At 73.6% G+C, this 20,443-nt stretch carries 23 protein-coding genes; 9 read left to right on the forward strand and 14 right to left on the reverse strand.

Annotated features, from left to right (window positions below):
* Positions 1–5: 5 nt before the first annotated feature.
* From OG344_RS27895 to OG344_RS27915, 5 genes are all read right to left on the reverse strand, one after another.
* The gene (locus OG344_RS27895; protein WP_405085635.1) at positions 6–830 is read right to left on the reverse strand and encodes an NRDE family protein; all 825 of its coding nucleotides are present in this window, start codon (positions 828–830) and stop codon (positions 6–8) included.
* Positions 831–924: 94 nt separating this feature from the next.
* The gene (locus OG344_RS27900; protein WP_405085636.1) at positions 925–1,728 is read right to left on the reverse strand and encodes an SCO1664 family protein; all 804 of its coding nucleotides are present in this window, start codon (positions 1,726–1,728) and stop codon (positions 925–927) included.
* A 53-nt stretch (positions 1,729–1,781) separates the two neighbouring features.
* Positions 1,782–2,357, reverse strand: a complete 576-nt coding sequence (locus OG344_RS27905) for a DUF3090 domain-containing protein (RefSeq protein WP_405085637.1) — start codon at positions 2,355–2,357, stop codon at positions 1,782–1,784.
* Between the two features lie 9 nt (positions 2,358–2,366).
* Positions 2,367–3,068 (reverse strand): histidine phosphatase family protein, encoded by a 702-nt coding sequence (locus tag OG344_RS27910; protein WP_405085638.1) that lies wholly within the window; start codon positions 3,066–3,068, stop codon positions 2,367–2,369.
* Positions 3,065–3,883, reverse strand: coding sequence for an undecaprenyl-diphosphate phosphatase (locus OG344_RS27915; RefSeq protein ID WP_327046225.1), 819 nt, complete (start codon positions 3,881–3,883; stop codon positions 3,065–3,067). The genes OG344_RS27910 and OG344_RS27915 overlap by 4 nt, the downstream gene beginning before the upstream one ends.
* Positions 3,884–3,918: 35 nt before the next feature.
* Here OG344_RS27915 and OG344_RS27920 point away from each other — a divergent pair, with 35 nt between their 5' ends.
* Both OG344_RS27920 and OG344_RS27925 read left to right on the forward strand, forming a co-directional pair.
* Entirely contained in the window at positions 3,919–4,866 is a 948-nt protein-coding gene (locus OG344_RS27920; RefSeq protein WP_405085639.1) for an aldo/keto reductase, read from the forward strand.
* Positions 4,867–5,007: 141 nt separating this feature from the next.
* Positions 5,008–6,045 (forward strand): hypothetical protein, encoded by a 1,038-nt coding sequence (locus tag OG344_RS27925; protein WP_405085640.1) that lies wholly within the window; start codon positions 5,008–5,010, stop codon positions 6,043–6,045.
* 15 nt (positions 6,046–6,060) lie between these two features.
* Here OG344_RS27925 and fabI read toward each other — a convergent pair whose 3' ends face one another.
* Positions 6,061–6,825, reverse strand: a complete 765-nt coding sequence (gene fabI / locus OG344_RS27930) for an enoyl-ACP reductase FabI (protein WP_327046234.1) — start codon at positions 6,823–6,825, stop codon at positions 6,061–6,063.
* 55 nt (positions 6,826–6,880) lie between these two features.
* A complete protein-coding gene (locus tag OG344_RS27935; protein WP_405085641.1) occupies positions 6,881–7,585 on the reverse strand; it encodes a beta-ketoacyl-ACP reductase in 705 nt (234 codons plus the stop codon).
* 76 nt (positions 7,586–7,661) lie between these two features.
* Here OG344_RS27935 and OG344_RS27940 point away from each other — a divergent pair, with 76 nt between their 5' ends.
* A complete protein-coding gene (locus OG344_RS27940) occupies positions 7,662–9,155 on the forward strand; it encodes a TldD/PmbA family protein (RefSeq protein ID WP_405085642.1) in 1,494 nt (497 codons plus the stop codon).
* Positions 9,152–10,585, forward strand: coding sequence for a metallopeptidase TldD-related protein (locus OG344_RS27945; protein WP_405085643.1), 1,434 nt, complete (start codon positions 9,152–9,154; stop codon positions 10,583–10,585). The genes OG344_RS27940 and OG344_RS27945 overlap by 4 nt, the downstream gene beginning before the upstream one ends.
* A 49-nt stretch (positions 10,586–10,634) precedes the next feature.
* On the opposite strand, the gene OG344_RS27950 is transcribed toward OG344_RS27945, so the two are convergent.
* Positions 10,635–10,850, reverse strand: a complete 216-nt coding sequence (locus OG344_RS27950; RefSeq protein ID WP_117409424.1) for a dodecin — start codon at positions 10,848–10,850, stop codon at positions 10,635–10,637.
* 86 nt (positions 10,851–10,936) lie between these two features.
* Here OG344_RS27950 and OG344_RS27955 point away from each other — a divergent pair, with 86 nt between their 5' ends.
* Complete coding sequence (locus OG344_RS27955; RefSeq protein WP_327046238.1) at positions 10,937–11,260, forward strand: DUF3099 domain-containing protein; 324 nt, start codon at positions 10,937–10,939, stop codon at positions 11,258–11,260.
* Positions 11,261–11,520: 260 nt separating this feature from the next.
* On the opposite strand, the gene OG344_RS27960 is transcribed toward OG344_RS27955, so the two are convergent.
* The 4 genes from OG344_RS27960 to OG344_RS27975 all read right to left on the reverse strand — a co-directional run bounded on the left by OG344_RS27960 (position 11,521) and on the right by OG344_RS27975 (position 14,181).
* Complete coding sequence (locus tag OG344_RS27960) at positions 11,521–11,838, reverse strand: DUF6457 domain-containing protein (protein ID WP_405085644.1); 318 nt, start codon at positions 11,836–11,838, stop codon at positions 11,521–11,523.
* Positions 11,835–12,518, reverse strand: coding sequence for a molybdenum cofactor guanylyltransferase (locus tag OG344_RS27965; RefSeq protein WP_405085645.1), 684 nt, complete (start codon positions 12,516–12,518; stop codon positions 11,835–11,837). The genes OG344_RS27960 and OG344_RS27965 overlap by 4 nt, the downstream gene beginning before the upstream one ends.
* A 12-nt stretch (positions 12,519–12,530) precedes the next feature.
* Entirely contained in the window at positions 12,531–13,520 is a 990-nt protein-coding gene (gene moaA / locus OG344_RS27970; RefSeq protein WP_405085646.1) for a GTP 3',8-cyclase MoaA, read from the reverse strand.
* Between the two features lie 172 nt (positions 13,521–13,692).
* Positions 13,693–14,181 carry a hypothetical protein gene (locus OG344_RS27975; RefSeq protein WP_405085647.1) on the reverse strand — a complete coding sequence of 163 codons (489 nt, stop codon included), beginning with the start codon at positions 14,179–14,181 and terminating at the stop codon, positions 13,693–13,695.
* A gap of 314 nt (positions 14,182–14,495) precedes the next feature.
* Between OG344_RS27975 and OG344_RS27980 the strand changes: the two genes are divergently transcribed.
* The gene (locus OG344_RS27980) at positions 14,496–15,650 is read left to right on the forward strand and encodes an RtcB family protein (protein WP_405085648.1); all 1,155 of its coding nucleotides are present in this window, start codon (positions 14,496–14,498) and stop codon (positions 15,648–15,650) included.
* Here the strand turns inward: OG344_RS27980 and OG344_RS27985 are convergent.
* On the reverse strand, positions 15,638–16,966 hold the full coding sequence (locus OG344_RS27985) for a cytochrome P450 (RefSeq protein WP_405085649.1): 1,329 nt from the start codon (positions 16,964–16,966) through the stop codon (positions 15,638–15,640). The genes OG344_RS27980 and OG344_RS27985 overlap by 13 nt on opposite strands.
* A gap of 56 nt (positions 16,967–17,022) precedes the next feature.
* The gene (locus OG344_RS27990) at positions 17,023–18,390 is read right to left on the reverse strand and encodes a hypothetical protein (RefSeq protein WP_405085650.1); all 1,368 of its coding nucleotides are present in this window, start codon (positions 18,388–18,390) and stop codon (positions 17,023–17,025) included.
* A 93-nt stretch (positions 18,391–18,483) separates the two neighbouring features.
* Here OG344_RS27990 and OG344_RS27995 point away from each other — a divergent pair, with 93 nt between their 5' ends.
* Genes OG344_RS27995 through OG344_RS28005 form a run of 3 tightly spaced genes read left to right on the forward strand, consistent with a single transcriptional unit; the run spans position 18,484 to position 20,443 of the window.
* Complete coding sequence (locus tag OG344_RS27995) at positions 18,484–19,131, forward strand: glycosyltransferase family 2 protein (RefSeq protein ID WP_327046246.1); 648 nt, start codon at positions 18,484–18,486, stop codon at positions 19,129–19,131.
* Positions 19,128–19,835, forward strand: a complete 708-nt coding sequence (locus OG344_RS28000) for a TIGR04282 family arsenosugar biosynthesis glycosyltransferase (RefSeq protein ID WP_405085651.1) — start codon at positions 19,128–19,130, stop codon at positions 19,833–19,835. Before OG344_RS27995 ends, OG344_RS28000 begins: the two co-directional genes overlap by 4 nt.
* Positions 19,832–20,443: a methyltransferase domain-containing protein gene (locus OG344_RS28005; RefSeq protein ID WP_405085652.1), complete on the forward strand. Its 612-nt coding sequence runs from the start codon at positions 19,832–19,834 to the stop codon at positions 20,441–20,443. Before OG344_RS28000 ends, OG344_RS28005 begins: the two co-directional genes overlap by 4 nt.

The following is a 20,443-nucleotide window of genomic DNA, read 5'->3' on the forward strand; positions in this document are numbered from 1 at the left end:
GCAGCCTATCCGCGCGCCCGACGGCGCCGGCCGGGCGGTCTGCCCCGGGACGTGTCGATCTCGTGCCAGGTGGAGGGGTCGTCCGGCTGGGGGCAGAAGTCGTAGCGCAGCCCCTCCGGCGCCAGGGCGACCAGCGTCACCGACAGGCTCGCGAAGATCCGCCCGTCCGGAAGGCGCCGCCGCACGAGCAGGGCCCGGGGGTCGTCCCAGGCCACCGCACCGCCCGCCGCGCTCCCCGCCGCGCTCCCCGCCGTGCCACCCGCCGTGCCGCCTACTCCGGCGCCGGAGGCCGGGTCCAGCCACTCCCCCCAGAAACGCTCCGTGGAGCCGCCGGCGGTCCACTCCGGCCGGGCGGCGCGGGCGAACCGGGGCCGGAACCAGGCGGTTCGCGGGTCGCGATCGGACCGGTCCCAGCCCGTGTTCACGATCATGTGGACGCCCCCGGGCAGCTTCTCCTCGGCGAGCCGTTCGCCGTCCCAGCTCCACAGCCGTACGCCGTCGAGACCGCCGAGGACGAGGTGGAAGGGGTCGTAGCGGAACAGGTCGACCGGCGGCAGCTCCCCCGCCTCCGCGGCCAGCAGCGGCAGCTCACCGCGGGACCGCCGGCCGGCCGCGGAGGCCGCCGTGCCCTCCCCGTTGAGCAGGGCGGCCACGCGCCGCTCCGCCGGGCCGGCGGCCAGCCAGGTGCCGCCCGCCTCCAGGTCACGGCCCCCGATCAGCCCGGGATGGTCGGGCCAGTGCCGGTCGGGTGACATCCACGGCCGCGTGACGAACTCGTCACGCACGCCCACCAGGAGCACCGGTGCGCCGGCCTCCGGGTCGACACTCACGATGACCGTACACACTGCGTGTTCCCTCCAAGAACGGTAGAGACCCCTGCAGAGTGCACAATACGTACGTTCTGCGCAAGCTCCGGGCGGACCATCAGATCGGCGGCCACGGCATGGCGGGCCAGTCGTCGGAGGGCTGCGGGTGGACGCCGGTGGCCAGCAGTCTCTTGACCCGCTCCCAGGTCGCCTCCACCTCGGCCTGGGTGAGCAGCTCGCGCAGCCGCCGCCCGAGACGGCCCCGCTCGATCTCGCGCTCCAGCCGCTCCAGCACGTTGACCGCCTCGCGCGGCAGCCTGCTGCCCCGCCACTGCCACAGCACGGTGCGCAGCTTGTCGTCCACCGAGAAGCACACGCCGTGGTCGACGCCGTACACGTGGCCGTCCGGCAGCGGCAGTAAGTGACCGCCCTTGCGGTCGGCGTTGTTCACCACCGCGTCGAAGACGGCCATGCGGCGCAGGGCGGGGTTGCGGCTGCGCATCAGGGTCATCAGGTCGGCGTCGGGATCGGCGTCGATCCACAGCTGCACCATGCCCGGGCCGAAGGGGCCGTCCCGGAGGACCGTCGGCGGCACGATCCGCCAGCCGGTGGCGGCCGCCACCTCGTAGGCGGCCACCTCCCGGGCCGCGAGCGTGCCGTCGGGGAAGTCCCACAGGGGCCGCTCGCCCCGCACCGGCTTGTACACGCACGCCGCCGCGTGCTCGCCGGTGGCGACGGAGCAGTAGAGCGTCATGTTCGTGGCCTCGACGAGTCGCCCGGCCACTTCCAAGGTGCCCTCCCGCAGCAGGCGCATCGCCGCCGCGTCGTCCAGCCCCGCGCCTTCGTATCCCGCGCCTTCAGATCCCGCGCCAGGTCCCGCTCTGTCCACGCCGCCGATGCTCGCCTCGTCCTCAGCCGTCATCCGGATCCTCGCCCGCCGCGCGTGCGGCCCCGCCTCTCACAAGGACCTGCCTCTCACGCGGACAGCCCTCCGGGATGGTGGCCGTTGAGCCGTACGCAGATGTGGCCCTCCGGGTCGAGGGGCCGGCCGCACAACGGGCACGGAGGGCGGCCCGCGGCCACCACCTCCAGGGCCCTGCGGCTGAACGCGCGGGCGGCGGCGGCGCTGATCCGCACCCTGAGGACGGCGGGCTCGGGCCGGTCGTCGGCCGGCGGCTCGTCCTCCTCGTCGCCCTCGTCGCCCTCGCCCGCCTCCTGCGCCTCGATGACCACCTGGGAGGTCTCCGGGTCCCAGGCGAGCGCCATCGTCCCCACCCGGAAATCCTCGTCGAGCGGCAGCTCCAGCGGCCCCTCGTCGGTCAGATCGGCGGGGGCGACGGCCGGGACCTGCGCACGCCCGCCGCTGCGCCGCAGCACCTCGTCGAGCAGCTCGTCGAGACGGTCGGCCAGCACGGCGACCTGGAACTTCTCGAGCGCCACGGTGGTGACCCTGCCGTGGCCGCGCGCCTGCAGGAAGAAGGCTCGTGCGCCCGGTTGCCCAACGGCACCGGCCACGAACCTGTCAGGCGGATCGTAATCGAAGACCGGCATAGCCCGACCTTATGTGTTCCCTGCTCCGCCGCCGACGGCGGCGTCGCTTCCGGTGATGGTTTCTCCCCCGTCGTCCCGCGACGGAACCTCGGGTGGGGGCACCAGGTTGGCCACTCCCCCGCCCACGTCGTTGGCCCTCAGCAGGAAGGGGCGTAGCGGCGTGTAGCGGATCACGGTGACGGAGGCGGGGTCGGCCGTGACGCGCTGGAACTGGTCCAGATGCAGCCCCAGCGCGTCGGCCACGATCGCCTTGATGACGTCCCCGTGACTGCAGACGAGATAGGTGGCCTTCTCGCCGAGCCGCTCGTTCCAGTCCCGCACGGCCCGCACGGCCCGGCTCTGCACCTCCGCCATGGCCTCACCGCCGGGGAAGACCGCCGCGCTGGGATGGGCCTGCACGATCTGCCACAGCGGCTCCTCGGCGAGCTCCTTCAGCGGCCTGCCGGTCCAGTCGCCGTAGCCGCACTCGCCGAACCTGTCGTCGGTCCGCACGGTGACCGGGCGGCCCTGGGCGATGGCGGCGGCGGTCTCCCGGCACCGGTCCAGCGGGCTCGACACGATCGCGTCCAGCTCCAGCGGCGCGAGCCGCTCGGCCACCGCGCGCGCCTGCTCCCGGCCGCGCTCGTCCAGGTGGACGCCGGGTGTCCAGCCCGCCAGCACCGGGCCGGTCAGGTCGGTCAGGCCGTGCCGTACGAGAAGGACGGTCGTCATGACTGGAGCACCCCGAGGTAGAGGAGGGTGAGGAGGAACGTTCCGGCGAAGACGCGGTAGACGACGAAGACGATCGTGGAGTGCCGCGCCACGTAACGCAGCAGCCAGGCGATCGAGGCGTACCCGACCACGAAAGAGACGACGGTCGCGATCAGGGTCGGCACGAGCGGCGGGCCGCCGCCGTCGCCGACGTCGCGCAGCTCGAACAGGCCCGACAGCACCACGGCCGGGATGGACAGCAGGAAGGAGTAGCGGGCCGCCGCCTCGCGCGTGTAGCCGAGGAACATCGCGCCGGTCATCGTGGAGCCCGAGCGGGAGGCGCCCGGGATCAGCGGCGCCATCTGCCACAGCCCCACGATCAGGCCGTCCCGCATGGTGAGGTCGGCGACCTCCTTCTTCTTCCTGCCGAACTGCTCGGCCGCGAGCAGCAGCAGGCCGAACGCGATCAGCATGGTGGCGTTGAGCCACAGGTTGCGGGCCGGGCCCTCGATCGCGTCCTTGAACAGCAGGCCGGCCACGCCGATCGGGATCGTGCCGAGCCCGATGTACCACCCCATGCGGGCGTCGAGGTCGCCCCGGAGTTCCGGCGTCCACAGGCTGCGCAGCCAGGTCCAGGAGATCCGGACGATGTCGCGCCAGAAGTAGAGCAGAACGGCCAGCATGGTGCCGAGCTGGATCACCGCGGTGAAGGCGGCGCCCGGGTCGCCCCAGCCGGCCAGCTTGGGCACGATCAGCAGGTGGGCGGAGCTGGAGATGGGCAGGAACTCGGTGAGACCCTGCACGACTCCCAGCACGATGGCCTGTAGTACGTCCATGGTCCGGACAGCCTATCGGCTAGTCTGTCCGCACAATGGACCAGCGACTTGTCGGGCGCAGCGGGCTCTCAGTGTCCCGGATCGGGCTCGGCACGATGACCTGGGCCCGCGACACCTCCGCCGAGGAGGCGACCGCCCAGCTCACCGCGTTCGCCGAGGCCGGTGGCACGCTGATCGACACCGCGGACGTGTATGGCGGGGGCGACGCGGAGCGCCTGATCGGCCGGCTCATCCGCGACGTGGTGCCGCGCTCGGAGCTGGTGATCGCGACCAAGGCGGTCCTCATGCCCGGCGGCGAGCGGGACGCCTCCCGCCGTCACCTCATCCGCGCCCTCGACGCGTCCCTGGCCCGGCTCGGGCTGGAGGAGGTCGACCTCTGGCAGCTCCACGCGTTCGACGACCGGGTGCCGCTCGACGAGACGCTCGCGGCCGTCGACTTCGCCGTTTCCACCGGCCGCACGGCCTACGCCGGGGTGTGCGACTACACGGGCTGGCAGCTCGCCGCCGCCGCGACCTGGCAGCGGTGCGGCGAGACGCGCGCCCCCCTCGTCGCGGCGCAGGCGGAGTACTCCCTGCTCGCCAGGGAGCCCGAGGAGGAGCTGATCCCCGCCGCGGCGCACGTGGGCGCCGGGCTGCTCGCCTGGTCGCCGCTGGGACGCGGCGTGCTCACCGGGAAGTACCGCACCGGGATCCCCGCCGACTCGCGCGCCGCCACCCCGCACTTCGCCGAGTTCGTACGGCCCTATCTCGACGAGCGGTGCCGCCGGATCGTGGAGTCGGTGACCACGGCGGCCGAGGGGCTCGGCGTGTCGCCGCTCGCCGTGGCGCTCGCCTGGGTGCGCGACCGCCCGGGCGTGTCGTCGGCCGTCGTCGGCGCCCGCACCCACGCACAGCTCCTCGGCGTGTTGCAGGCCGAGGAGCTGACCCTGCCGTGGGAGATCAGGGAGGCTCTGGACGACGTGTCGGACGTCTCCGGCCCCTGACCTGCCGCGGGCCGAACGAGAATCGCCTTCACGTATCACGCATCGATACCGAACTGCAACTTTCTACTGCATAACCCCGCGCTCTGGCGAAGAGTGGCGGGTATGTCGGGAGACGGACCAGACGATCGCGGAAGGGGACACATGGGCACCGCACGCAAGGCCTCCGCCATCTCCGCCGGGGCTCTCGCGATCGCCCTCGGCGGCGGGCTCCCCCTCGCCGCGTCCCCGGCATGGGCCGACTGCACCACCGGCGGCGGGCTCGTCTCGGGCCTCACCGGCGGCGTCTGCCAACTGGTGGACGGCGTGAGCCGCGTGGCGGACGGCGTCACCGACGTCGCGGACAAGGCCACCGGAGGGGCGACGAAGCCGATCACCAAGGCCGTGGACGACACCGTTCAGACGGTCACCGGCGCCGCCGGCACGGCCGTGAACGACGTCGGCAAGACGGTGGACGACACCGTGAAGAACACGGTGAAGGACACCGTGAAGGCGACCACCGGCGCGGCGGGTGGTGCGGCCGGCGCGGCGTCTGACGCGGTGGGCTCGGTGGGCTCGGCGGGCGGCGGTGTCGTCGGCGACGTGACCGGAGGCCGCTCGGGAGGCTCCTCGCCCGGGGGCGTCCCCGCTCCCGTGCAGGATCTCACCGACGGGCTGAACCAGACGATCCAGGACACCTGCCTGCCCCTGGTGGCCGGCGAGCGCTGCGCGGACGGCGGCGAGACGGGCGCCGGGGACGAGAACGGCCGGAACCGCTCCCCTGCCGGGACCGCCGGCCGCCCGGCGCGGCCGAAGGCCTCGCACGCCCCCGAGGTCGCCCTCCCGACGGAGCCGTACCGGCCGGGACCGGCCGTCGAGCGCGGCCGGACGCCGATCGCGCCCTCCCGAACCGTCGTGGACCCGGACGCGGACGGCCTGATCCCTCTCCTGTGGCCCGGGCAGAAGATGCCCGAGATGCCGTGGCTGCCCGGCAGGGTCACCGGCGCGCCCCTGCGGGACCAGCGGCCGTACGACGCCGTGGGGACGGCCCTCACGGCGGCGCTGCTGCTGTCGGCGGTGCTCGCCACCCGGGTCGTCTCGGCGCGGCGGGCCCGCGCCGGGCAGCAGGAAACGCAGGAGTCGATCCCGTTCGAGGGCGGCCTGCGGCTGCCCGAACGGTCGGGCCGCCACCGGCTCGCCTGAGCGCGCCGTTCGCCGTCAGACGCCCATCGCGTGGACGCCGCCGTCGACGTGGACGATCTCGCCGGTGGTGGCGGGGAACCAGTCGGACAGCAGCGCGACGCACGCCTTGGCGGCGGGGGCGGTGTCGGTCAGGTCCCAGCCGAGCGGCGCGCGCTCCGGCCAGGATTCCTCGAACTCCTGGAACCCGGGGATACTCTTGGCGGCCATCGTGCGGAGCGGGCCGGCGGCCACGAGGTTGACCCGGATACCGTGCCTGGCCAGGTCGCGCGCCAGGTAGCGGGAGCACGACTCCAGACCGGCCTTGGCGACGCCCATCCAGTCGTAGACCGGCCACGCCTTGGTCGCGTCGAAGTCCAGGCCGACGACCGCGCCGCCCTCCTTCATCAGCGGCAGGCAGGCGACGGCGAGCGACTTGAACGAGAACGTCGAGACGTGGAACGCCGTTGCGACGTCCTCCCACGAGGTGTTGAGGAAGTTGCCGCCCAGGCAGGACTGCGGGGCGAAGCCGATGGAGTGGACGACCCCGTCCAGCCCGTCGAGGTGCTCGCCGACGCGGTCGGCGAGCGTGTCGAGGTGGTCGGTGTCCTGCACGTCGAGCTCGATCACCGGCGGCGGCTCGGGCAGCCGCTTGGCGATGCGCTCGACCAGGCTGAGGCGGCCGAAGCCGGTCAGCACGACCCGCGCGCCCTCCTCCTGGGCCAGCCTGGCGACGTTGAAGGCGATCGACGAGTCGGTGAGGACTCCCGTGACCAGCAGTCGCTTACCGTCCAGCAAACCCATGTCCTGCTCCGCTCAGTTAGTGCTCAGTGGCCCGGTGACGCAGTGGCCCGGTGGCTCAGTGGCCCATGCCGAGGCCGCCGTCGACGGGGATGACCGCCCCGGTGATGTAGGAGGCGTCGTCGCTCGCCAGGAACCTGACGACCCGCGCGATCTCCTCCGCGTGCGCCTGCCGTCCGAGCGGGATGCTCTTGCGGATCTGCTCCTGCTGCGCCTCGTCGAGCACCGCGGTCATGTCGGTCTCCACGAACCCGGGCGCGACGACGTTGACCGTGATGCCGCGCGAGCCGAGCTCGCGGGCGAGCGAGCGGCCGAAGCCGACCAGCCCGGCCTTGGAGGCGGCGTAGTTCGTCTGGCCGGCCGAACCGGACAGGCCGACGACGGAGGAGATCAGGATGACGCGCCCGCGCCGCATCCGCAGCATGGGCCGCACGGCCCGCTTGGCGACGCGGTAGGCGCCGGTCAGGTTCGTGTCGATGACGTCGGTGAAGGTCTCCTCCTTCATCATCGGCAGCAGGGTGTCCTTGGTGATTCCGGCGTTGGCGACGACCACCTCGACCGGGCCGTGCTCGGCCTCGGTCTTCTCGAAGGCGGCGTCGACGTCGGCGGCACTCGTCACGTCGCAGCGGACCCCGAACAGGCCCTCCGGGGGCTCTCCGGAACGGTAGGTGACGGCGACGGCGTCTCCCGCGGCGGAGAGCTCACGGGCGATCGCGAGGCCGATACCGCGGTTTCCACCGGTGACGAGAACAGAGCGAGCCATGCAACCGACCGTATCGGCTACCCGACGGTAACCGCTTGTCCGCAGGACACAAGATCACAGGGCTAGGATCGTGGACATGCGCCAGATCGACCCGGACTTCCTCGCCCTGCCACTGCGGCGGCTGGCGGACGCGGCCCTGCAGCGCGCCCGTGACCTGGGCGCCGAGCACGCCTCCTTCCGCCTCGAACGGGTGCGCGCCGAGACGCTGCGCCTGTTCGACGCCCGCCTGGAGGGGTCCTCCGACGCCGACGACCTCGGCTTCGCCGTACGGGTGATCAAGGACGGCACCTGGGGCTTCGCGTCCGGCATCGAGCTGACCCCGGAGGCGGCGGCGCGCGCCGCCGAGGAGGCCGTGCGGGTGGCGGCCGTCAGCGCGCCGATCAACCGCGAGCCGGTCGGGCTCGCCCCCGAGCCGGTTTACGACGACGTGACCTGGGTGTCGGCCTACGACGTCGACCCGTTCGACGTGCCGCTGGCGGAGAAGGCGGCGCTGCTGGCGGAGTGGTCGTCCGGCCCGCTCGGCCGGGCCGACCACGTCTCCGCCTCGCTCATGCAGGTCAAGGAGCAGAAGTTCTACGCCGACTCGGCGGGCACGGTGACCACCCAGCAGCGCGTGCGGCTGCATCCCGTGGTGACGGCGATGAAGACCGACGGCGACCGGTTCGACGACATGCGCACGCTCGCGCCGCCGGTCGGCCGGGGGTACGAGTACCTCACCGGCGCTGGCTGGGACTTCCCCGCCGAGCTGGCCGAGCTGCCCGACCTGCTGGACGAGAAGCTCAAGGCGCCCTCGGTGGAGGCCGGGCGGTACGACCTGGTCGTCGACCCCTCCAACCTGTGGCTGACCATCCACGAGTCGATCGGGCACGCGACCGAGCTCGACCGGGCGCTCGGCTACGAGGCGGCCTACGCCGGCACCTCGTTCGCCACGTTCGACCAGCTCGGCAGCCTGCACTACGGCTCGCCCGTGATGAACGTGACGGGCGACCGCACGGTCGAGCACGGCCTCGCCACGGTCGGCTGGGACGACGAGGGCGTCGCGGGCCAGTCGTTCGACATCGTCCGGGAGGGCACGCTGGTGGGCTACCAGCTCGACCGCCGGATGGCGCTGCTGAAGGGCCTCGGCAGGTCGAACGGCTGCGCCTTCGCCGACTCCCCCGGGCACGTGCCGATCCAGCGGATGGCGAACGTGTCGCTCCAGCCGGCCCCCGACGGCCCGTCCAGCGAGGAGCTGATCTCCCGGGTGGAGCGCGGCGTCTACATCCTGGGCGACAAGAGCTGGTCGATCGACATGCAACGGTACAATTTTCAATTTACTGGACAAAGGTTCTACCGCATCGAGAACGGCCGGCTGGCCGGGCAGCTCCGCGACGTGGCCTACCAGGCGACCACCACGGACTTCTGGCGTTCCATGGAGGCCGTGGGCGGCCCCGGGACGTACGTGCTCGGCGGCGCCTTCAACTGCGGCAAGGGCCAGCCGGGCCAGGTCGCGCCGGTCAGCCACGGCGCCCCGGCGGCGCTGTTCCGCGGCGTACGGATCCTCAACACCGTCCAGGAGGGTGGAAAGTGAGCGACCATTCAAGCGACGGGGTGAGCGACGGGGTCATCACACCGCAGGAGACGGTGGAGCGGGCGCTCGCGCTGAGCGAGGCCGACGGCTGCGTCGTCATCGTGGACGAGGGCTCGACCGCCAACCTCCGATTCGCCGGCAACACGCTGACGACCAACGGCGTCGCCCGGTCCTCGCGGCTCACCGTGATCTCCGTGGTTGGCGCGGGGGTCGGGGTGGTGTCGCGCTCCGCCGTACGGGACGGGCAGCTCGCCGACGTGGTGGCGGCGGCCGACCGCGCCGCCCGCGAGGCCCGCCCGTCGGAGGACGCGCGGCCCCTCGTGGACATGGACCGGGTGGGCACGGACGAGGCGGGCACGGAGGCGGCGGGCTGGGACCGGCCGGTGGAGCCGACGTCCATCGACGTCTTCGGCGAGTTCGCCCCCGCGCTCGGGGAGGCGTTCGCCGCCGCCGACGCCTCGGGACGCCGGCTTTACGGCTTCGCCGAGCACATCGTGACCTCCACCTTCGTCGGCTCGTCCACCGGCCTGCGGCTCCGCCACGACCAGCCGACCGGCCGGCTGGAGCTGAACGCCAAGTCGGCGGACCTGGCGCGCTCGGCCTGGACGGGCGTCGCGACCCGCGATTTCGCCGACGTGGACGTGGCCGCGCTCGACGCCACGCTCACCCGGCGGCTCGACTGGGCCAAGCGGCGGATCGACCTGGAGCCGGGTCGTTACGAGACGATCCTGCCGCCGACGGCGGTCTCCGACCTGATGATCTACCTGTACTGGTCGTCCGGGGCGCGCGACGCCGCCGACGGGCGGACGGTGTTCTCCCGGCCGGGCGGCGGCACGCGGGTCGGCGAGCGGCTGTCGCCGCACCCGATCTCGCTGTACAGCGACCCGGCCCACGCCGGGATCGCGTGCACGCCGTTCGTCGTCGCGCACTCCTCCGGACGCGAGCAGTCGGTCTTCGACAACGGCCTGCCCCTCGGCCGCACCGAGTGGATCAGCGACGGCACGCTGGCCAACCTGGTGCAGACCCGGCACTCGGCGGAGCTGACCGGCCTGGCCGCGACCCCGCAGATCGACAACCTGGTGATGGAGGGCCCGGCGGGCGGCCGCTCACTGGAGGAGATGGTCGCCTCGACCGAGCGGGGACTGCTGCTGACCTGCCTGTGGTACATCCGGGAGGTCGACCCGCAGTCGCTGCTGCTGACCGGGCTGACCAGGGACGGGGTGTATCTGGTCGAGAACGGCGAGGTCGTCGGCGAGGTCAACAACTTCCGGTTCAACGAGTCGCCGGTGGACCTGCTCGGCCGGCTGACCGAGGTCGGCGCGAGCCTGCCCACGCTGCCCCGCGAGTGGGGCGACTGGTTCAACCGCGCCGTCATGCCGCCGGTCCGCGTGCCCGACTTCAACATGTCGACGGTCAGCCAGGCGAGCTGAGCCCGCCCGCCCTGCCGCTCTGTCCGGCGCTGTTCTGCGCTGTTCGGCGCTATTCGGCGTCCTCGAGGCGGAAGCCCACTTTCATGCCGACCTGGAAGTGGGCCACCTCGCCGTCCACGATGTGGCCGCGTACCTCGGTCACCTCGAACCAGTCCAGGTGCCGCAGCGTCCGGGCGGCCCGCCGGACGCCGTTGCGGATGGCCTGGTCGACGCTCTCCTCCGAGGTGCCGACTATCTCGGTCACCCGATAGGTGCGATCCGACATCACGTCCTCCTGCCTGTGCCTGTCCGCGTGATCGTAACCCCCCCGCGAACGTCCCCCCGCTCACTCCGGGGTCTACCGTGGAAAACGTGAATCCATGGCGCAGGTTCAGAAAAGACCGCCCGGTCGTTCACCAGGTGACGGACGCGCAGCCGTCGCTGTCCAAGGACATCCGCAAGCGTGAGATCAGTTATCTCATCAAGATGGGCATCCGGATCGTCTGCCTCATCCTGGCCGTCGCGGTACCTTCCCCCTGGCCTGTCAAGGCCCTCTTCGTCGCCGGGGCGGTTCTTTTGCCATACGTTGCCGTTCTTGGGGCCAATCAGAGAGGTCACGAGCCCCCACCACGCATGGACTTGACCTCGCCTAACCAAAACGAGATACCACGGCATCGACGCGAGATCGGGTCGTGACAAAGTCTTGACGCAACCCATGGGTTGGAGGTGTACAGTTTAGCCAAGCGCTCTGGTCCCCCGTCAGAGCGCTAGTGCCGGCGTTCCGGGCCCCCGTCGGAACGCCGATGAAGCGACGCCGGGTGGTTTGCCCCCGTAACCGCCCGGCGTCGCCCTTTTCCAGGATCTTTCCCTTTCCGGCTTTCTCCGGCCTGCGATGTTTGGTATGTACACCTTTTCGCCCGCCGCCCGGAAAGCGGCCGTTCCCGCACCTCCGGGGGTCAGGTATCGCCCGGGGTCTCGGTGCTCGGGGTCTCGGCGCTCGGGGTCTCGGCGCTCGGGGTCTCGGCGCTCGGGGTCTCGGCGGTCTCCGCCGCCCAGTCCTTCGCCATCCGCGACAGCAGCCCGGCCGCGTCCGGCCCGGCGGTGCCGGCTCCCTGCGCGAGCCCGAGCAGGTAGGCGGTCAGCGGCGCGGCCGGCCGCGCCACGCCGTGCGCGACATCCCTGGTCAGGTCGAGCACCAGGGTCCGATCCACCCGGGCGGGGTCGACGCCGAGTTCGCGGCAGACCCGTGCCGTCCACTCCTCCAGCACGTTCACGCGCGCTCCCTTCGTTCGCCGGCCCGGACGCGGGCCGCGCGGAGATCCTCGATGCTGTCGCAGTCGAACCACGGCGGCGCCGCCCCCGCCGCCAGGCGCACCGGCACCGGAGCGAGCGGGCCGAGCAGCCCCCGCAGCGACCGGCCACCGTACGCGCCCAGCGCGGCCCGCAGCACGGCCGTCCGCCACGCCCCGGCGAGCCACTGCTCCCGGCCCGTGTCGTCGACGAGCACCGCTCCGGCCGTGCCGCCCACTGTTCCGCCTGTGCCGTCTCCGCGCAGCACGGCCAGCAGTTCGGCGACGTGGGCGGTCTCGAGGAACGGCAGGTCGGCGGCGAGCAGGACGACCGACGGAGACGTCACCTCGGCGAGCCCGGCGCGCAGCGCGGGGACCGGCCCGCCGCCCGGCGGGTCCTCCCTGGTGAAGACCACCCCGGGCAGGTCCCTGGGCGGGCCTGCCACGATCACGGTGCGGGCCGCGCGGACCGCCGCCGCCACCCGCTCGACGAGCGGCACCCCGCCGACCAGCGCGCCCGGTTTGTCCGCGCCGCCGAACCGCTCGGCCCGGCCGCCCGCGAGGATCACCGCGTCGTACGGCGGGCCGCCGCCGGCCTCGTCCGCGCCGGCCTCGCCTGTGCCCGCATCGTCTGTGCCCGCCTCGTCTGTGCCGGAAAGCCGCATGGAGACCCCCGGTCAGCCGCCGATGGCCGACATCGGCCGGGCCGGCTGGAGGAAGGCGGAGTCGTCGATGCCGTGCCCGGCCTTCTTGCCCCGCACCGCCGCCACCCAGCGAGCCGCCAGGTCGTCGTCGGAGGCGCCCGAGCGCAGCGCCGTACGCAGGTCGGACTCCTCGGTGGCGAACAGGCAGTTGCGCACCTGGCCGTCCGCGGTGATCCGCACGCGGTCGCAGGCGCCGCAGAACGGGCGGGTGACCGAGCCGATCACGCCGACCCTCCCGGGCCCCCCGTTCACCAGGAACAGCTCGGCGGGGGCGCTGCCGCGCTCGCGCGGATCGTCCTCCGTGAGGTCGAAGGAGTCCTTCAGCAGCCCGAGGATCTCGTCGGCCGTCACCATGTCGTCGCGGCGCCAGCCGTGCTGGGCGTCGAGCGGCATCTGCTCGATGAAGCGCAGTTCGTATCCCCGGTCGAGGCAGTGGCGCAGCAGCGGCACGGCGTCGCGCTCGTTGATCCCCCGCATCAGCACCGCGTTGACCTTGACCGGCGTGAGCCCGGCGGCGGCCGCCGCCGCGAGGCCGTCCAGCACATCGTGCAGGCGGTCGCGATGGGCGAGCCGGGCGAACACCTCCCGGTCGAGCGTGTCGAGCGAGATGTTGACGCGGTCGAGCCCCGCCCTCGCGAGCGGCTCGGCGAGCCGGGCCAGGCCGATGCCGTTCGAGGTCAGCGACACCTGCGGACGCGGGCGCAACGCGGCGGCGGCGGTGACGATGTCCACGAGTTCGCGTCTGAGCAGCGGCTCGCCGCCGGTGAAGCGGACCTCCCGGATGCCCAGTCGCTCCACGCCGATCCGCACCAGGCGGACAACCTCCTCGCCGGTGAGCAGGTCGGGCTTGGGCAGCCAGTCGAGGCCCTCAGGCGGCATGCAGTACGCGCACCGCAGGTTGCACCGGTCGGTCAGCGACACTCGCAGATCGGTCGCGACCCGGCCGAAGGAGTCAACCAGCACAAAGGACCTCCGTCATCAGAGCCACCAGCCTAAGCCCTGCCGTCACGACGACGACAACCTCGGTTCCGCCGCCGCCATTCCCCCAAGGCGGAGCCTCGATCGCACGCTGTGCCGGCCGCTGCTCGCCGTTCCCGCCGCGCGTCACGGCCCTGACGCCGCTGACCGGGGCCCGTCACCCCAGCAGGGCCCACCCCAGGGCGGCCAGTGACACGACCTTCACGCTCTCCAGCGCCACGTACCACAGATGGGCCCTCGACCGCGTCCGCGCCGGGTCCTCACCCGCGAGCACGCGGTCGGACCGCCGGTTGAGCGGCGGGCGTACGAGCACGAGCTGGATCACCAGGACGGCCACGGCGACGGCGGTGAGCACCACGACGGCGGCGGGCGATCCCGACGCCACCGTCGTGATCACGACCGCCGCGATCACGACGGCCGCCAGCACGGCCTCGACCGCGTTCAGCGCGCGGAAAACGAGGCGGCCGATGCCGAGGCCGATCGGGATCGTCACCCCCGGCGCCCGGAACTTCAGCGGCGCCTCCAGGAACGAGATCGCGAGCACCATCCCCAGCCAGACGAAGGCGGCGGCCGCCCCCACGGCCGTCGCGGTGTCATTCGCCAAGGTGTGGTTCGCCAAGGTGTGGTTCGCCGAGGTGTGGTTCATCGTGTGCCTCCCGTCGTCCGGCCGCGGGGCCGGAAGTCGTCGCACCGCGTCGCCCCGTGTGGCCCCCGTGTGGCCCCCGTGTGGCCCCCGTGTGGCCCCCGTGTGGCCCCACTGCGTCGCCCCATCACGGCATGATCCGGGCTGGAGGGGTAGGGCGGCAAACGACTTTCCGCCGCCCGCGTTGCCGGCGACGACACTGCCGATAATTCGGTTGGGATTCCGGCTCGACGCCCGGCACAGTGGATCTCGGCGTGGATCCCGCTGGATCCCGCTGCGGATCCCGCTGTGGATCCCGACCGAGGAGGAGAACCACGATGCCGAAGCACATCGCCCCCAAGGTGCTGTCCTGGGCGAGTGAGATCGACGACGGCACGGTCGTCCAGGCCGCCCGGGCGGCGCGCCTGCCGTTCGTGCCGGGGCACGTCGCGCTCATGCCGGACGCGCACGTGGGCATCGGCGCGACGGTCGGCTCCGTCATCCCCACCGAGGGCGCGATCATCCCGTCCGCCGTCGGGGTGGACATCGGCTGCGGCATGGTCGCGACCGAGACCACGCTCACCGCCGCCGACCTGCCCGACTCGCTGGATGCGCTGATGCGGGTGGTGGAGCGGCGTATCCCGGCGGGGGTGGGCAAGGGGCACACCGACCGCGCGGTGGACCGCGCCCTCGGCGAACTGGGCCGGCCGCACACCGGTCTCACACCCAAGCAGGAGACCACCGTGGCCTGCCAGTTCGGGACCCTCGGATCGGGCAACCACTTCGTGGAGGTCTGCCTCGACGAGCGCGACCGGGTGTGGACGGTGCTCCACTCGGGCTCGCGCGGCATCGGGAACCAGCTCGCGACCGCGCACATCAAGGGCGCGAAGCAGCTCATGCGGCGCATGGAGATCGGGCTGGAGGACCCCGACCTCGCCTACTTCACCCAGGGCACCCCCGAGTTCACGGCGTACGTCGAGGACATGCTGTGGGCGCAGCGGTACGCGATGGCGTCGCGGGCGCGGATGGACCGGGTGCTGGGCGAGGGGCTGTTCCGCGTCGTCGGCTCCGGCTCCCGGGTCCGGACCATCAACTGCCACCACAACTTCACCCAGATGGAGACCCACGAGGGCAGGGATCTGTGGATCACCCGCAAGGGGGCGATCAAGGCGGACACCGGGGACGAGGGCGTGATCCCGGGCTCGATGGGCACCCGCTCCTACATCGTCCGCGGGCGCGGAAACCCGCTGTCGTACCACTCCTGCTCCCACGGCGCGGGGCGCCGGATGTCGCGGTCCCGGGCCAAGCGCGAGCTGTCCGCGGCGTCGCTGCGGGAGGCGATGCGCGGCCGGACCTGGAACGCCGACCGGGCCGCCGCCCTGGTCGACGAGCACCCCGAGGCGTACAAGCCCATCGACCAGGTGATGGCGGACCAGAAGGACCTCGTCGAGGTCCGGAACACGCTGCGCCAGGTGTTCAACTACAAGGGGTGAACCCGGGGGCGCGGCCGTGCGGCCGACCGTGCGACCGACGGTGCGGCCGCCCGTGGGACCACCGGCTCGCGGGGGACGGCCGCGCCCCCGGGCGACAGCACGAAACCGCTGGTCACCCTGGCCGGGATCCGGTACGGCGAGACGGTGAGGTCCTGCGGAGGCAGGGTGTGGTCCAGCCCGGCCAGCCGTGGCGCGAGCGCCTCCAGCAGGCCCACGGCGACCGGCTCCCCCGGGCACCGGTGCCCGGCCGCCGGATCGCCCCCGCCCTGCGGGATCAGGTCGTACGGCCCGATCTCCCGCCCGACGAACCGCCGCGGGTCGAACGAGCACGGGTTCGGCCAGAGGGCGGGGTCGTGGTTCTGCCCCCAGACGTCCAGCAGCACGAGCCAGTCGGCCAGGATCGGCTCGCCCTTCCAGGTGAGGTCCTTGACCGCCTTCCCCGCGACGAACGGGACGAAGGGATAGAAGCGCCGCACCTCATGCGCGAACGCCTCGGCGTAGGTGCCGTCCAGATCGTCGTTCAGGCGGACCCGGGTGACCGGCCAGTGGTGCATGGCGTGCGCGGCGAACGTGAGGAACCAGGCCACGGCGACGGTGGGACGCACCAGGTTGAGCAGTTCGACCGCCGCGAGCCGGGGCGCGAGCGGCTCCCCGTCCGGCTCCTGGTGAGCGGCGACCACGCCGAGCGCCGAGGTGGGCGCCGAGGTGGGGGGCACCCGCGAGCCGCCACGCCGCACCTGCTCGACGATCTCCGCGAGCCACGCCTCCCGCCGGGCCCGGGCGCCGCGGGCCCGCCAGTGCCGGGCGCCGGGCGAGCCGAAGCCGTCGACCATCGCGACCAGGTCCGCGGCGAGCGGGCCGGCCTCCTCCTCACCGAGAGGGATGCCCGCCCAGCGGCACACCCCCGTGGTCAGGACACGGGCGGCCTCGTCGAAGAGCACGACCTCGCCCCTGCCGGGCCACGCCGCCACCGCCTCGTCCCAGGCGGCGGTGGTCTCCCGTACGAGGGAGGCGACGCTCTCGGGGGTCATCAGCCCCATGAACATGGCCTTGCGCGCCCGGTGCGCGGCCTGGTCGAGACTGTGCACGGCTCCGTGGCCGAACAGTGTGCTCTTGATCGGCTCGGGCAGCGCGGGGGCGCGCTGGACGTGGTTGTCGTCGTAGAAGAAGCGGACGGCGTCGGGCCCGCGCAGCACCACGGCGCGCTGGCCGAGGAGCCGGGTCCGGATCATCTCCCCCTGGGCCTCCCGCCACCGGGCCGGCAGCCAGGCATAACCCTCCAGCAGCAGAAGCAGCGTGGTGTCAAGCAGCGGCATACGTCCTGACTGCCCGCGTTCGCGCGGCGGAAACGGGCCGGGGTCACCAGCGGGACTCACCAGGGCGACCGGACGAGTCCCTGCAGCAGCAGGCCCGTCAGCGCCTGCGCGGCGAGCAGGCGGCGGTCCCCCATGCGCCCGGCCGCGGCGGTGATCCACAATGTGTAGGGCAGCCAGATGCGCTCCACCTCGCCCCGGGTGACTCCGCTGAGGTCGAGGGCCAGCACCGCGACGAGCGCGGCCACGGGCAGGACCCGCCCCGCCGACGACCCCACCGACGGGCCCTCCGGCAGCCGGGGCGCGGCGAGCCCGGTGGCGGTGGCGGGTCCCGTGACCAGGGCGAGCACGGCAAGGTTGGCGAACAGGAAGTACAGGTACGGCCGGGCCGCCCCGGGATCGGCCGCCCACTCGGCGTGTGTGGCGGCGACTCCGTCGGGCCACCAGAAGCCTCCGGCGGCGAACAGCGCGCTCACCCCGGCCATCCCGGCCAGGCAGGCGAGCACGGCCGCCCGTGCCGCCCGCGCCGCCCGCGCCCCTGTATCTCGAAGCACGACTGTCTCTCGAAGCACAGCTGTCTCTCGAAGCACGACGGCCGCCCCGGCGAGGGGGATGAGCAGATACGGCACCAGGCCATAACTCAGGTACGGCAGCGCGCCCAGGGCCAGCCCCGCCCCGAGGCCGAGCGCGACCCGGCCCACCCGCCCGCGTGATCCGCCGGCGCCCGGCAGCGCGAGCAGCAGCAGCGCCGTCCCCCACGCCCCCGCTCCCGCGAAGAACGCGTCCATCGTCGTCGCGATCCACACCGCCGCCGGAGACAGGGCGAGGTACGGCAGCGCCCGCCGGGCCGCCTCCTCTCCCGAGACGCGCCGCACCGCCAGCCCGATCGCGACCGTGGCCGAGCATCCGACGACGACGACGAGGACGGCGGCCCAGAACGGTCCCGGCAGCCCGGCGGCGGCCAGTGCCCACAGCACCAGCACCGGCAGCGGCGGGTGTCCCCGCACGTGCGTCGGGTAGGCCGGCAGGTCGCGGGTGAACCCGGCCAGCCAGCCGAGCGGGTCGTCGCCCACCGCTCCCAGCACGGCCGGGTACTCCTGGGGATGGGTGAACGGCCACGCCAGCCCCTCCCCGGACACCGCCAGCAGGACGGTCCACGCGAGCGACACGCCGAAGGCCGCCGCGAACGCCGCCCGCAGGGGCAGGTGCGCGGTCAGCCGGGGCAGCACGGGCACCGCGACGGCGGCGAACACGGCCGCCGGAACGAGCGCGGCCGCGCTCGCCGCCGTGGGCCGCCGGGCGAGCGCGTGCAGCGGCGGCAGATGGTCGATGGACAGCACCCCGCGCGCGTGCAGCACCCCGCCCACCGCGAACGCGGCCGCCACCAGGCCGGCCCAGGCCACCGGCAGGCCACGTCGTGTGATCACGACCCACAGGCTAGGCACTTCGGAGCGGTGGGCCCCCGTCACGTAGTCACTTCGTAAGAACTGAGCGGCCCGGGCGGCCCTACCGTCGGCGGCATGAAGATCGATGTGGTGCTTCCCTGCCTCGACGAGGCGGAGGCCCTGCCCTGGGTGCTCGGCCGGATGCCGGACGGCTGCCGGGCCATCGTGGTCGACAACGGGTCCACCGACGGGTCGGCCGAGGTCGCCGCCCGGCACGGCGCGCTCGTCGTGACCGAGTCCGTTCCCGGCTTCGGCGCCGCCTGCCACGCGGGTCTCACGGCCGCGACCGCGCCCGTCGTCTGCTTCATGGACGCCGACGCCTCGCTCGACCCGCGGCAGTTGCCGTACGTCGCGGAGGGCGTGCTGGAGGGCACCGCCGACCTGGTGCTGGGCCGCCGCCGGCCCGTCGCCCGCGGGGCGTGGCCCGCGCACGCCCGCCTGGGCAACCGGCTGCTGGCCTGGCGGCTGCGCCACCGCACCGGCGCCGCGCTGCACGACCTCGGGCCGATGCGCGCGGCCCGCCGTACGGCGCTGCTCGGCCTGGGCCTGCGCGACCGCCGGTTCGGCTATCCCCTGGAGATGGTGCTCCGGGCGAGCGAGGCGGGCTGGCGCATCGGCGAGGTCGAGGTCGACTACCTGCCGCGCGTCGGCCGGTCCAAGGTCACCGGCACCGTTCTCGGCACCGCGCGGACGGTCCGCGACATGTGGCGGGCGGCCGCGTGACACAGCCCGCGCGCGTCCCCCCGCAGATCCCCCCGCAGATCCCCCCGCAGATCCCCCCGCAGATCATCGTCATCGCGAAGGCGCCCAGGCCGGGGAGGGTCAAGACGCGGCTGACCCCGCCGTACACGCCCCGCCAGGCCGCCGCGCTCGCGGAGGCGGCGCTGCGCGACACGCTGGCGGCGGTCGCCGCCGCTCCGGCGGCGCGCCGGGTGCTGGCCCTGCTCGGCGAGCCCGGGCCCTGGCTGCCCGCCGGGTACGACGTGGTCCCGCAGCGGGGGGACGGCCTCGCGGAGCGGCTGGCGCACGCCTTCGACGACGCCCGGGCGGCCTGCCCGGCGCCGGCCGTGCTGATCGGCATGGACACCCCGCAGGTCACCCCGGGCCTGCTGGCCGAGGCGGGACGGCTGCTGGACGAGCACGACGTGGTGGTCGGCCCGGCCGCCGACGGCGGGTTCTGGCTGCTCGGGCAGCGCGGACCCGATCCCGCGCTGCTCTCCGGGCTGCTTTCCGGGCTGCCGATGTCGCGCTCCGACACGGGGGCGCTGCTGCTCCGCCGGATCCGGGAGGCGGGCCTGCGGACCGCCCTGCTGCCCGAGCTGACCGACGTGGACACCGCCGCCGACGCCCGCGCGGTGGCTGAGCGGGCCCCCTCCTCGCGGTTCGCGGCGGCGCTGGCGGCCCTCGGCGCGGACGTCCCGGCGTGATCGGCCCCCTCTACGCCGAGTCGCTGGACGGCGCGCGGGTCGACGTCGAGGCGGCAGACGGCAGGACGTGGCCGCTGGAGTCGTGGCGCTGGCTCGACGGCGCCGAAGGGGACGAGGCCATGCTGGCCCGCTGCGGCGACCCCACGCTCGACGTGGGCTCCGGACCCGGGCGGCTCACCGTGGCGCTGACCAGGCGCGGGGTGCGGGCGCTCGGCATCGACGTCACCCCCCGGGCCGTGCGCCTCACCCGCCTGGCCGGCGGGCGGGCCCTGTGCCGTGACGTGTTCGGGCACGTGCCGGGCGGCGGGCGCTGGGCGACGGTGCTGCTGGCCGACGGCAACATCGGCATCGGCGGGGACCCCGAGGCCCTGCTGCGGCGGGCCCGCGAGCTGCTGCGGCCCGGTGGCGAGGTCGTCGCCGAGCTCGGCCCTCCCGGCACCGCCACCCGGTCCGAGCGGGTCAGGCTGCGCCGGGACGACACGGCCACCGGGTGGTTCGCCTGGGCCCGCGTCGGGGCGGACGGCATCGGCCCGCTCGCCCGGCGTGCGGGCTTCCGCCGCGCGGAGGTGTGGACCGAGGCGGGACGCTGGTTCTGCGTCCTCGGCTGA

Origin of the sequence: Microbispora sp. NBC_01389 (genome assembly GCF_045040095.1) — a bacterium.
Classification (GTDB): domain Bacteria; phylum Actinomycetota; class Actinomycetes; order Streptosporangiales; family Streptosporangiaceae; genus Microbispora.